Annotated in this window: 13 protein-coding genes; 6 read left to right on the top strand and 7 right to left on the bottom strand. The window is 47.6% G+C overall.

Translation table 11 applies throughout. The annotated features are described in order from the left end of the window. Positions 1-76: 76 nt before the first annotated feature. A complete protein-coding gene (locus tag ICN21_RS08990; RefSeq protein WP_216178175.1) occupies positions 77-1,063 on the top strand; it encodes a D-glycerate dehydrogenase in 987 nt (328 codons plus the stop codon). Positions 1,064-1,150: 87 nt separating this feature from the next. Here the strand turns inward: ICN21_RS08990 and ICN21_RS08995 are convergent, their stop codons facing one another. The 5 genes from ICN21_RS08995 to ICN21_RS09015 form a co-directional block, all read right to left on the bottom strand. Beyond that, positions 1,151-1,444 carry a hypothetical protein gene (locus ICN21_RS08995; protein ID WP_215296404.1) on the bottom strand — a complete coding sequence of 98 codons (294 nt, stop codon included), beginning with the start codon at positions 1,442-1,444 and terminating at the stop codon, positions 1,151-1,153. A gap of 12 nt (positions 1,445-1,456) precedes the next feature. Further along, positions 1,457-2,770 (bottom strand): gephyrin-like molybdotransferase Glp, encoded by a 1,314-nt coding sequence (gene glp / locus ICN21_RS09000; protein ID WP_216178176.1) that lies wholly within the window; start codon positions 2,768-2,770, stop codon positions 1,457-1,459. Then, positions 2,767-3,372 (bottom strand): molybdenum cofactor guanylyltransferase MobA, encoded by a 606-nt coding sequence (mobA, locus tag ICN21_RS09005; protein WP_216178177.1) that lies wholly within the window; start codon positions 3,370-3,372, stop codon positions 2,767-2,769. The genes glp and mobA overlap by 4 nt, the downstream gene beginning before the upstream one ends. Beyond that, complete coding sequence (gene moaA / locus ICN21_RS09010) at positions 3,372-4,508, bottom strand: GTP 3',8-cyclase MoaA (protein ID WP_216178178.1); 1,137 nt, start codon at positions 4,506-4,508, stop codon at positions 3,372-3,374. Before moaA ends, mobA begins: the two co-directional genes overlap by 1 nt. A gap of 94 nt (positions 4,509-4,602) precedes the next feature. Further along, positions 4,603-7,248, bottom strand: coding sequence for an Rne/Rng family ribonuclease (locus ICN21_RS09015; protein WP_216178179.1), 2,646 nt, complete (start codon positions 7,246-7,248; stop codon positions 4,603-4,605). A 465-nt stretch (positions 7,249-7,713) separates the two neighbouring features. Between ICN21_RS09015 and ICN21_RS09020 the strand changes: the two genes are divergently transcribed. From ICN21_RS09020 to sppA, 3 genes are read left to right on the top strand one after another with little or no spacing between them, the layout of a single operon-like run. Beyond that, a complete protein-coding gene (locus ICN21_RS09020; protein WP_216178180.1) occupies positions 7,714-8,721 on the top strand; it encodes an RluA family pseudouridine synthase in 1,008 nt (335 codons plus the stop codon). A gap of 27 nt (positions 8,722-8,748) precedes the next feature. Then, positions 8,749-9,423 carry an HAD-IA family hydrolase gene (locus ICN21_RS09025; protein WP_216178181.1) on the top strand — a complete coding sequence of 225 codons (675 nt, stop codon included), beginning with the start codon at positions 8,749-8,751 and terminating at the stop codon, positions 9,421-9,423. Positions 9,424-9,450: 27 nt separating this feature from the next. Further along, on the top strand, positions 9,451-10,398 hold the full coding sequence (gene sppA, locus ICN21_RS09030) for a signal peptide peptidase SppA (protein ID WP_215296411.1): 948 nt from the start codon (positions 9,451-9,453) through the stop codon (positions 10,396-10,398). A gap of 38 nt (positions 10,399-10,436) precedes the next feature. Here sppA and ICN21_RS09035 read toward each other — a convergent pair whose 3' ends face one another. Continuing rightward, on the bottom strand, positions 10,437-11,207 hold the full coding sequence (locus ICN21_RS09035; protein ID WP_216178182.1) for an SAM-dependent methyltransferase: 771 nt from the start codon (positions 11,205-11,207) through the stop codon (positions 10,437-10,439). A gap of 7 nt (positions 11,208-11,214) precedes the next feature. Next, entirely contained in the window at positions 11,215-11,823 is a 609-nt protein-coding gene (locus ICN21_RS09040) for a Maf family nucleotide pyrophosphatase (protein WP_216178183.1), read from the bottom strand. Positions 11,824-11,864: 41 nt separating this feature from the next. On the opposite strand from ICN21_RS09040, the gene ICN21_RS09045 reads away from it, so the two are divergent. Both ICN21_RS09045 and rpmF read left to right on the top strand, forming a co-directional pair. Beyond that, a complete protein-coding gene (locus ICN21_RS09045) occupies positions 11,865-12,440 on the top strand; it encodes a DUF177 domain-containing protein (RefSeq protein WP_216178184.1) in 576 nt (191 codons plus the stop codon). Positions 12,441-12,545: 105 nt separating this feature from the next. After that, on the top strand, positions 12,546-12,725 hold the full coding sequence (rpmF, locus tag ICN21_RS09050) for a 50S ribosomal protein L32 (RefSeq protein WP_011902241.1): 180 nt from the start codon (positions 12,546-12,548) through the stop codon (positions 12,723-12,725). The last annotated feature ends 25 nt before the right edge of the window (positions 12,726-12,750 follow it).

The raw sequence follows: 12,750 nt of genomic DNA on the forward strand, positions 1-12,750 counted from the left end.
GCGAGGGTCATGGCACTACCCTAGGTAAACTACCGCTGATGCAAAAAGCAATTGATCGATTAATAAAAGGGTATTCATGAGCAATAAACCAAAAGTTTTGGTAGCGAGAGCAATATTTCCGGATTTACTGGCAAAGTTAGAGGAATCCTTTGAGGTTCGCTCCAACCAGGCAGATCAAGTACTCACGCCAGAAGAGCTCCAGAAAGAACTCGAGAGTGTTGCTGGTGCATTAGTGACTGGAAGTGAGCGTATTGATGCTGCGGCTTTGGCTCACGCTAAAAATTTGAAGATCGTTGCCAATATCTCCGTTGGCTATAACAATTTTGATGTGCCGGCAATTACTGCGGCTGGTGTAATGGCTACTAATACGCCCGATGTGTTGACCGATACCACTGCTGATTTTGGTTTTGCCTTATTGATGGCAACCGCCAGACGGATTACTGAATCTGAACATTGGGTGCGCGGAGGCCATTGGGATAAATGGTCGATTGTGCATAACCCTTTGGGTATGGATTTGCATCACAGCACGATCGGCATTATTGGAATGGGCCGAATTGGTCAGGGGATTGCCAAGCGCGCACTCGGTTTTGGGATGAAGGTCATCTATCACAATCGCAATCGTTTATCTGAGGTTGACGAAAAAGCCTGCGGCGCGAGCTATGTGTCTAAAGAGGAATTACTGCGTACTGCCGATCACGTTGTTTTGGTTTTACCTTACACGCCAGAGAACCATCACACTATCGGCGCGAAAGAAATTGCACTCATGAAACCTACTGCAACCCTTGTCAATATTGCTCGGGGTGGAATTGTGGATGATATGGCTTTAGCTCAAGCACTCAAAGACAAAAAGATTTTTGCTGCTGGCTTAGATGTATTCGAAGGTGAGCCGAAGGTCAATCCTGAGTTATTGAAATTAAGCAACGTAGTGTTAGCTCCACACATTGCGAGTGCAACTGAAAAAACCCGTAGAGCAATGATCGATTTGGCGGTTGAGAATTTGCGTGCAGCACTCGCTGGTAAGAAACCACCTAGCCTAATTAATACCGAGGTATTTAAGGGGTAGTTAAGAAAGATGTTCTTAAAGAGTAATAAGTAGAAAGTAAAAAAGCCGAGAAATTCTCGGCTTTTTATTTAAGTATGCTGACCTCAATTACTCTGCGTCAACCTCTTCTGGAAGATCGCGCAAAGCTAGTTCAATACCACCAAATTTTCCAGCCACCCAATTGTAGACTTTGCAGGCAATCCACAGTAAACCAAATCCAAGAAGTGCATTGAGAATCAAAGCAGATAGCACGGTAAATCCAGGAATCGCGCCATCACGAATAAAGGCTACAAATAAAGCTAATAAGACGATAGGCACAGAGAAGCATAAGTAAACTAAGACCAAAGTTTTAGCGGTATGAGTTGGATCTAGGAAGACAAGTTCTTTTTTGGTTAGTTTCATGATGACGCAATCTTAAAGCAGTCCATCGAAAAGCGCTATATCAACCCAGTCACCTGCAGCAATATTTCCTTGGTCGTGACCAAGGATGACAAAGCAGTTTGCCTCACTCATGGAGCGCAAAATTCCTGCCCCTTGGCTGCCCGTCAGCCTCACACTGGGTTTGCCTTCAGCATTGCGCCCCAAGATGGCGCGTTGAAATTCTGTGCGACCGGGTTTCTTACGAATGGCTGTTTCAGTCACGGCTTGCACTAGTGGCGGTTCAGTTTGACTGGCGCCATTGAGTTGCAAGAGGGCGCTTCGGACAAATTGATAGAAGGTCACCATTACCGCAACCGGGTTGCCTGGAAGACCAAAGAAGAGAGTCTTGCGGGCGCTAGATGTTCCAGGGACGGGCTTGAGGATTCCGAAAGCCATGGGGCGACCAGGGCGCATCGCAATTTTCCAGAAACCAACGTCTCCCAACTCTTGCATAATTTGTTTAGTAAAGTCTGCCTCACCAACGGATACGCCACCAGAAGAAATCAATACATCCGCCTTGGCAGCTGCCTCAATGAAAGCTTGCTTGAGCGATGCTGGATCATCTCGCACAATGCCATAGTCGATGATGTCTAGATCTAGGCGATTAAGTAAACCGGTCAGACTGTAGCGATTGCTGTCATAAATGCTGCCGGCAGTGAGAGACTCCCCTAAGGAACGTAGCTCGTCACCTGAAGACAAAATAGCCACCTTTAATTTGCGTCGTACTTTAAGGGTGGCAATACCCAGCGATGCTGCTAAACCTAAATCGGAGGGGCGCAATAATCGACCAGCAGCAATAGCTGCTTTACCTTTTTGTAAATCTTCTCCACGTAAGCGACGGTTCTCGCCTGCCTTGAGTTGATCTGATTTGAAACTGATAGATTCATGATTACTGGTGGTGAACTCTTGGGGTATCACGGTGTCACAAGCAGCAGGCATCACTGCGCCAGTCATGATCTTGAGACATTCACCAGCTTGAATCTCACCCTCATAGGGCTTGCCTGCTAAGGCTGTTCCTGCAACACGCAAGCTAATTTCATCAGCGCTTGTTTTCAAACATTGGCCATTAAATGCATAACCATCCATTGCAGAGTTATCTGCGGCGGGTACATCGATTGGCGATAGTAAATCTTCTCCAAGAATCCGATTAATCGCGTGGTCTAGTGAAACCGTTTCGATGTCAGCAGGATGATGCATGGTTTGAGATTCTTGAAGCAACTCACTGACTAAATCAGCGATAGCCTTACGTGCCTCATCAACGTGCAGTGATGAAGTCAGTAAAATAGGGCTATTGGGCGAGTGCTTCATGCAGATGCTGCTTCTAAGGATTGCAATTCTTCCGGTGTGTTGATATTGGCAAATGCTCGGGCATCGTCAAAAATCACAGTGCTACTTTTTAATTCTTTAAACCAGCGATCAATCTTGAGATCACCTTTCTGTAGAAAAGAATCTAATGAATCTTGTAAGTCAGTACGCATCAGACAGAAAACAGGCTGCGCCCAAACTTTGCCATCTGCCTCTTGACTAGAGGCATAGACCAATTGATAGTCGCCCCACTCTAATTCAGTAGCAAGTTTTGCAGCGAGATCAGTTGGCAGTAGCGGTGAATCACATGGGCTAGTCATGAGATAAGGCGTTGTGCAAGCCTTCAATCCAACCGAGAAACCTGCCAAAGGCCCTGAGAAATCAGGCGTTTCATCCATGATGACGGGGTAGCCATAGCCAGCGTATTTGGTGATATTTCGATTGGCATTAATCAGCATTGAGCCCACTTGTGGCTTGAGTCTGGTGAGTGTCGCTTCGATCAAGGGCTTTTGATGAAAAGGAATTAGGCCTTTATCGATACCCCCCATGCGCTGAGCACGGCCACCCGCCAAAATCAGTCCAGTAATGTGTTCTGTCAGAATCATTAGCCACCGATATAAGACATTTCGACCTTGCGATTGCCAGTCGATGGGTTGGCGGCATGCGAGCCTCGAATTTCAGAGTAATGATCATCACGCGCAGACCAGGTATTCATAATGGCATTGGCGATTTCTAAATCACTTTTTCCAGAACGTAATAAAGTTTTGAAATCAAATCCTTCATTGGCAAAAAGACAAAGATACATTTGGCCATCGGTAGAGATACGGGCACGAGTGCATTCATGACAGAAGGTTTGCGTCACACTAGAGATGACACCGATCTCACCAGAGCCATCGGCATAACGCCAGCGCTGCGCAACTTCTCCGGTGTAATTCGCCTCAATAGCTTCCAGAGGAAATACTGCATGAATACGAGCGATCACTTCTTTAGAGGGAAGCACTTCGGCCATATTCCATCCATTAGAGCTGCCCACATCCATAAATTCAATAAAGCGCAGAATGATGCCGCTGCCTTTGAAGTGTTTGGCCATGGCAACGATCTCATGATCATTCGTTCCCTTTTTCACAACCATATTGACTTTAATGTTCTCAAAGCCAGCTTCTCGGGCGGCGTTAATACCATCCAACACATCAGCCACTGGAAAATCAACATCGTTCATCTTTTTAAAGATCACGTCATCCAAGCCATCAAGGCTTACCGTGAGTCTTTGTAGTCCAGCGACTTTGAGAACCGCAGCCTTCTTACGCAGGATGCTGCCGTTTGTTGTGAGAGTGAGATCTAAAGGCTTGCCCGCAGGAGTGCGCACGGCTGCCAACATCTCAATGAGTACTTCTAAATTCTTGCGCAACAATGGCTCACCGCCAGTCAAGCGAATTTTCTCAACTCCAAGAGTAGAAAAAATAGTAGTGAGGCGCGTAATTTCTTCAAAGCTTAATAACTCTTGATGCGCTAAGTAAGGATAGTGTTGATCGAACACTTCCTTTGGCATGCAATACGTGCAGCGGAAGTTACAGCGATCAGTGACAGAGATGCGTAGATCACGCAAAGTACGGCCACGAGTATCTTGAGTACGATCATGGGGCGCTAGTAATTCTCCGCCAATAGAGGGCGTCAGGCCTTTGCCTTCATCAATGCGAATAGGAATGACTTTGGACGTTGCGGGGATTACTTTTTCAACCATATGCTGAATTATGGCTGTGAAACGGGGTTTCTGCCAAACCGCCCAATATCCTTTTGGGATACGAGGCAGTCTGGAGAAAAAGTTTTAGTAAGTCTTAAACCGTTTTTTCTTGGCCACCGGTTTCAACTAAGACCATGGGGCCATCGGGCAGGGTTGCGGCTGGTTTAGGTGTTCTGCCTAAGTTATCCGCAACGGGTTCTGCCTGAATCTGGTTTTGTGCTTCAGCATGCTTAGAGGAATCAGTACCCACCCAAATCATGCCGGCAGATTCCACCACGCTATGCAAAGGAGTTTCTTCAAGTGCCTGGAAAGCAACTTTAGGAAGCTCTGGTACAGGTTTAGCAATCACCTCAACAGTAGAAACTGCCGCCACCATTGCAACCGGTGCTGCAGCTGGAGTAGTAGCTGTGTTTTGAGCTGGACGATTTGATTGACGTGGAGGGCGTGGCGCTCTCTCAGCTCTTTCTTGTTTTTCCGCAGCGGGCTTTGCATTACCGAAACTATTGGCAAGATTCTGAATCGGCATAGATGCGGATGCACCAGCCATGCCTACAGGAGGCCCGCTGAATGGACTTGCTGATGGTGCTACAGAAACTGCATCACTATTCTCAGTGCGCTCATCGCGTTCACCACGTTCATTCCTTCCGCGACCACGACCACGACGATTGCGACCACGACCACGACGCTCTTCACCCTCAGCGTTTGGCGCAGCTTCGCTACCAGGACTAGCTTCAGTGGCAGGAGTTACTGCAGCTGGGTTTGCTTGACGCTCAGGTTTTGGGCCGTTTTGATTACGGTTGCCATTACGATTATTGCGATTGCCGTTGCGGTTGTTATTGCCTTCAGTAGCTGCACCATCAGCAGCATTGGCTACTGGACGCTCAGCACGTTCACCGTTGCGATCATTGCGTTCGCCACGACGATTGCGGCCACGATTACGATCGCCACCATTACCGCCATTACCATTGCGACCTTGATTACGACCACGGTTGTTACTTGGCACTGATTTCTCTTCAGTTACTGGAGAAGAAGAGAAGAGTTTCTTGATAAAGCTAAAGAAGCCGTCAGAACTCTCAGCCGATGCTGTTTCAGTACGCGCTGGACGCGGCTGACTCATAGGCGCAGGTTGTGTTGGTGTAATGCCTTTGACTGCTGCTTCTGGGCGAACCTTGACTTCAGCATCCTTGCGGCTCACTGTCGTGTCAGTCTCTAATTCGCGAGCAGCCTCTTCAGCCATCACGTAGCTTGCTTTTTGATCATCTAAACGAGGATCGTCATGACGCAAACGCTCTAACTTGTAATGCGGTGTTTCTAAATGCTTGTTCGGAACCATCAAAACATTAACTTTGAAGCGAGTTTCAATCTTGATGACTTCAGCCCGTTTTTCATTCAAGAGGAAAGCAGCCACTTCGACTGGAACCTGTGTATGAATCGCTGCTGTGTTCTCTTTCATTGCCTCTTCTTGAATGATGCGCAGAACTTGCAATGCAGATGATTCGGTATCGCGGATGTGACCAGTGCCATTACAACGTGGGCAGGTGACATGGCTACCTTCAGAGAGAGCAGGGCGTAAACGTTGGCGTGACATTTCCATCAAACCAAACTTAGAGATCTTGCCCATTTGAACGCGTGCACGGTCATGACGCAAAGCATCGCGCAGGCGATTTTCAACATCTTTTTGAGCCTTGCTCGATTCCATATCAATGAAGTCGATCACGATCAAACCACCCAAGTCACGTAAACGGGCTTGACGAGCGATTTCATCGGCAGCTTCTAAGTTAGTGCGGGTTGCAGTCTCTTCAATGTCGGAGCCACGGGTAGCACGTGCTGAGTTGACGTCCACGGAAACTAAAGCTTCAGTGTGGTCAATCACGATCGCGCCGCCAGAGGGCAATGGCACAGTGCGTGAGTATGCAGTTTCAATTTGATGCTCAATTTGGAAGCGAGAGAACAAAGGCACATCGTCTTGATAGCGCTTTACTCGGGGCAAATTGTCTGGCATCACTACTGACATGAAAGCAGCAGCTTGTTCATAGATGTCATCGGTATCGATGAGGATCTCGCCGATATCTGGTTGGAAGTAATCGCGGATTGCGCGAATCACTAAGCTAGATTCGAGGTAAATCAATAATGGAGCTGAGTTGCCTTTGGCAGCCTCATCAATCGCTTTCCACAACTGCATGAGGTAGCTTAAGTCCCACTGCAATTCAGTAGCGTCGCGACCAATACCAGCCGTGCGGGCGATGATGCTCATGCCATCAGGTACCTCTAATTGAGACATCGCTTCACGGAGTTCTTGACGGTCTTCACCTTCAATGCGGCGGGATACGCCACCTCCACGTGGGTTATTTGGCATTAATACCAAATAACGACCAGCTAGGGAGATAAAGGAGGTGAGGGCTGCGCCTTTTTGGCCGCGCTCTTCTTTTTCTACCTGAACAATGATTTCTTGACCTTCGCGCAGGGCATCCTTAATGGAAGCATTGCGAACATCAACACCTTCTTTGAAATAGGCTCTGGCAACTTCTTTAAAAGGCAAGAAGCCATGACGCTCTTCACCGTAGTTCACAAAGCAAGCTTCTAGGGAAGGCTCAATACGGGTAATAACACCTTTGTAGATATTGCCTTTGCGTTGTTCGCGACCGGCAGCTTCGATATCAATATCAATGAGTTTTTGACCATCGACGATGGCAACTCGCAACTCTTCTTGTTGAGTTGCATTAAATAACATGCGTTTCATAACACTCTCCTATGGGGGAGGGTGAAGTAAGCGCGCTGCGTTAGGGGACAAGTTAGATGCCGCAAAGGACTGAGCCTAAGGCGGTATATAAGTGTGGTTCATGCAACTCTAGGCACTTTTTGCCTAGTTCACCCAGTTAACTGTTGGTTAATTTGGTGCCACACTTGACGATCGCCGCAGAGACCTCCTTTAGGTCATCAATGCAGGCGCGCGCCTGAAAACTGTCTTCTAATCGCGGGTCGCGGCATACGGCACACCAACCCTGCGCCTCATTACAACGGGGGAGGGGCAACCCCGGGAGTCTTTTAAAGGGCGACTCCAAGCTCCACGATTTAAACCTGACTTCAGGTTCTTATCGGGCCAATAAATTGGCTAGAGCGTTGATTATACGGCACAAGTTGAATGACAATGGGGTATTGTTGAGTCCCTTGTCGTCCTTGAGCGAGGCCGCAAGAGAGATAAATCATGAAATCCGACCCAGTATCCAAGCCTAAACCCGCCCCAACCCGCCCCGCGGCTGCAGTCCATTTGCAGACGATTGGTCCGGAAGAAGCAGGCCAGCGTTTGGACAACTATTTGCTACGCTGGGCCAAAGGGGTCCCCAAAAGCCACGTTTACCGCATTATTCGTTCGGGCGAAGTTCGGGTGAATAAAAAGCGGGCTGAACCAACCACTCGCCTGATTGAAGGTGATGTCGTTCGAGTTCCCCCCGTCAGAATTGCTGAGCCCTCCCAAATGGCAGCGGTCAATACCGCCCAGACCAAATCCCGTGCTCAGGGCTATTCCGACAAAATGCCGATTCTGTTTGAGGATGAAGCTCTATTAATAGTAGATAAGCCAGCTGGCTTAGCAGTTCATGGTGGATCTGGCATCGCCCTAGGTGTGATTGAGACCTTGCGCATCACCCGCCCTGAGTTGAAATTTCTAGAATTAGTGCATCGTCTCGATCGTGATACTTCCGGAGTGTTGCTCTTGGCAAAGAAACGCAGTGCTCTTGTAGAGTTGCATCGCCAAATTCGCGAAGGTCAAACGGATAAGCGTTATTACTTGCTCGCTCATGGTGAAATCCAGCAGGGTGCTCAAGTGATGCAGCTCAAATATTCGCTTCATAAATATTTATTAGCAAATGGCGAGCGGCGGGTGCGAGTTGATCCCGATGGTTTACCAAGTCATACTGCTTTACGTGTCAGCAAAACGATGAAGCGTGAGGATGCTGCGATTACTTTGGCTGAGGCTCAGTTAAAAACAGGGCGTACTCATCAGATCCGCGTGCATCTGCAGAAGTTGGGTCACGCTATTTTGGGTGACGATAAGTATGGCTTTGAAGATCAAGATAAGCTCATCAAATCCAAAAGACTCTATTTGCATGCCCACCTAGCTGGTTTTACCCATCCTCGCACGGGCGAGAAGATGCGTATCGAGTCGCCTCTACCGGCAGAGTTTGCAGCGATGATGAAGAATTTTGAACAGTAATGCGAACAGAAGTAATGAGTAAAAAAGATGCTTGAAGAAAATAAGTCGGAGCGCCGATATGACCTGATTGTGTGGGATTGGGATGGAACCATCATGGATTCCACGCCAACCATCGTGCACTGCATTCAGCAGGCTTGTCGTGATTTGGGTTTTAAGGAACCCGATGACACATTGGCAAGTTCAGTGATTGGTTTAGGTATTCATGATTCACTACGTCGCGCAGTTCCTTGGATCGAGCCGGTGCACTTTCCAAAATTGACTGATCGTTTTCGTTATCACTATTTAGCAAAAGATCATGAACTCGATTTATTCGTAGGGATTCGTGAGCTCTTAGAAGAATTACGAGCAGATAACTATCTACTGGGAGTTGCCACTGGTAAATCTCGTGTTGGATTAGATCGATCCCTTCAGCATCATCAGATTGGGCACCTCTTTCATGAAACACGCACAGCTGACGAGTCCTTCTCTAAGCCGCACCCAGGAATGTTGCTCGAGCTCTCTGATGTCACTCAAGTACCCACACGTCGCATGTTGATGATTGGCGACACCACACATGATTTAGATATGGCTACTAGCGCTGGAGTAGATGCTGTAGCAGTCACCTATGGTGCTCATCCTTTGGATACTTTAAAGACCTCACAGTCGTTAGCGCAGGTAGATGATGTTGCACAACTGTCACAATGGCTCAAGCAAAATCTGTAATTTAATAGGCAACACTGAGGAATCAAGATGGAAAATAATCCAAATCCAAACTGGGAACGTCAAGCGCTTGAGCACTTGCTCTTGGAGAATCTAAAAGAGACTCGTAAAGCGCGTCGCTGGAAGGCGGTACTTCGCATTCTGACTTTAGTGGCCATCATTGGCGTCGTCCTTTCAGTATTTGATTTTCATCTGCCTGGACGCGGCATGGGTACTGAAAAACATACTGCGATGGTGACGCTAGAAGGTGAGATCTCATCTAGTTCGCTGGCTAATGCGATGGATATCAATTCATCTTTGGTATCTGCGTTTGAGAATGAGCACAGTGCAGGCGTGGTACTGCGTATTAATAGTCCCGGCGGTTCACCTGTACAAGCAGGCATGATTAATGATGAGATTCATCGCCTACGTAAGCTATATCCAAACAAGCCCTTCTATGTAGTAGTTGAGGATATTTGTGCTTCAGGCGGCTACTATGTTGCGGTGGCTGCAGATCAAATCTTGGTAGATAAAGCCAGTTTGGTTGGCTCCATCGGCGTGATTATGGAAGGCTTTGGTTTCACAGGCTTGATGGATAAATTGGGTGTGACCCGCCGCATGATTACCTCCGGCTCTAATAAAGGCATGCTTGATCCTTTTAGTAAGGAAGATCCAAAGCAAGTGCAAATGGTTAGAACGATGATTGATGAGATTCATCAACAATTTATTGCGGTAGTGAAAGAAGGTCGTGGCGCACGTTTAAAAGACGCACCAGATCTATTCTCGGGCCGTATCTGGAATGGTGAGCAGGCGGTAAAGCTTGGTTTGGTAGATGGTTACGGTACTGTCGATTCAGTAGCGCGCGATATCTTTAAGGCGCCTGATGTGCTCGACTACACCATGAAAGAAAACTTTGCGGAGCGTGTGGCTAAACGCTTTGGTGCTGAAGCGGGTGCCGCTGCTGGTAAAGCTTTAGTAAAGGCGCCAGATCTTAAATAAAAATAGAAAACTTCAGAACTTATAAAAGCTGAATCAATCTAGGCCAATAGTAGAAATACCGTTGGCCTATTTTGTAATCCGGCGCAGGCTTCTTCATTAGGATAGCGTTTGCGCCAGTCTGCAATTGACAGTGTTGTGATCATTTCAGATTTGAGGCTGAGATCAACACCAAGGCAAAGTAATGTTTGTGGTGCTAGTGAATTGATGCAGGCCATCAGCATGGCAGTATTGCGATAAGGCGTCTCAATCCAAATTTGCGTTTCTTGTAATTTTCGAGATTCAACTTCTAGCTGTTTGAGCTTGGCGCTACGCTCATGAACGTCATGAGGCAAGTAACCCTGAAAAGTAAAGCGCTGACCATTCAGACCACTAGCCATAAGGCCCAGCAAGATAGAACTAGGTCCCACCAAGGGCTTTACTTGAGCACCCAATTTGTGGGCCGCAAGCACCAGTTCAGCGCCAGGATCAGCAACGCCCGGCACTCCAGCTTCGGACATCAGGCCCATATCATTGCCCGCAATCAAGGGTTTTAATAAGTCAGCAGGTTTTACTGACTCTCCATATTTTGCATTACGTGCAGCGCCACGCCACTCACTCATTTGCATCTCTTGAATGCTGCAGGCTAGCGGTGAGATGCTATCAACCGCTTTCAAAAATGCGCGCGCAGTTTTTGCATCTTCCACAATCCAATGCTTCAGCTTGGCTGTGCAAGCAATCGTTTCACTTGGCAATACCCAAGGTAATTGCTCCGTGCGAGCATCATCACCCAAGGTGTTGGGAACTAAATAGAGTGTGCCGAGCTTTGCCATGAACCGATTAACTCTTGCCTGGAATCACAAAACCTGCATCACGCAACAAGCCTGTCAAAGCGATGAGTGGCAGACCGATTAGGGCGGTAGGGTCATCGCTCTGAATCGCCTCTAGAAGGCTGATTCCTAAGCCTTCAGACTTAGCGCTACCAGCGCAGTCATAAGGTTCCTCTGCCAGCAAATAACTTTCTAATATTTCATCGGAGAGTTTGCGAAACCTCACCTCAGTTGGAACACTTAAGATCGTTTGTGAATCACCTTTCATTAAGCACAGCGCTGTATGAAAGGTCACTGTTTGACCGCGCATGAGTTGGAGTTGTGCCATCGCCCGTTCAAAATTACCTGGTTTACCAATCGCTGCGCCGCAGAGATCTGCCACTTGATCAGAGCCAATGACCCAAGCATGAGGATTTTGTTTGGCAACAGCTGCCGCTTTTGCCAGTGCAAGGCGCTGTGCTAAGTCGAGCGTGTTTTCACCGGTAAGGGGTGTTTCATCTACTTTAGGAGGGATCACCTCAAAGGGAATCCGCAGGCGCTTTAAAAGCTCGCGGCGATACACCGAGGTGGATGCCAAGATGAGGGGGGGATTTTCGGGTGAATTTCTTTGGTTACTCATTGCTGCTGACTTTCGAAGATGCCTTGATTTAGACTGATGTCATGAATCGTAATCAAGTTTTACCTCAAGTCCAGTTATCTGCAGAACCTAATACTTTGAAGCGGGTGGATTTTTGTGCCCCCCAATCCTACAAAGGTGCTGGTTTTTTAAGCATCTCTGAGCTTCCCAGAGTGGCTGAGGAGGCGTCTACCTTAGTTTTGGGGGATGGCTTCCATTGGGACTTGGAGACGCATTTTGAGGATTCGCCAGGCAGCGAGCCTAGCCAAGTAATGGAGTTGGGCTTAAAAGGGCGGCTTCACCTAGTTTGCCAACGTTGTTTACAGGATTGCGCGGTGGATCTGGCGGAAAAGCGGCGTTTTCTGCTGGTTGCTACTGAGGCTGAGGCTGACGATTACCCCCTCGAAGACGAGGAGCAGGAGCCCTTGGTGATTAGTCAGCAATTTAACGTCTTGGAAACTATCGAGGATGAGGTTTTACTCTCTATCCCCTTGATTCCAAAGCACCCTGAGGGCTTCTGTGAGCCTCATGTATCGGTTTTTGGAGATGAGGATGGCGATGAGGTCGCAGATAAACCAGAAAATCCCTTTAACATATTGAAAAATATGAAGAAAAACTGAAAATAGGGTTTTCAGTTGGCCTGTTGTTTTCGGTATGCTTCATTGAAAAATCAAGCATTTAGGCGCTTTTCCATGCTAGAATGTCGCCTTGCTTAGGAGTCCAATATGGCCGTTCAACAAAATAAAAAATCACCTTCCAAACGTGGCATGCACCGTGCGCACGACTTTTTGACCGCACCTGCTACGGCTGTTGAAGCCACAACTGGTGAGGCTCATTTGCGCCACCACATTTCACCTAACGGCTACTATCGTGGTCGTAAAGTTGTTAAAACTAAAAACGACTAATTTTTTAGTCTAAACAGATAGAAGC

Source organism: Polynucleobacter sp. AP-Feld-500C-C5 (genome assembly GCF_018882265.1).
Taxonomy (GTDB): domain Bacteria; phylum Pseudomonadota; class Gammaproteobacteria; order Burkholderiales; family Burkholderiaceae; genus Polynucleobacter.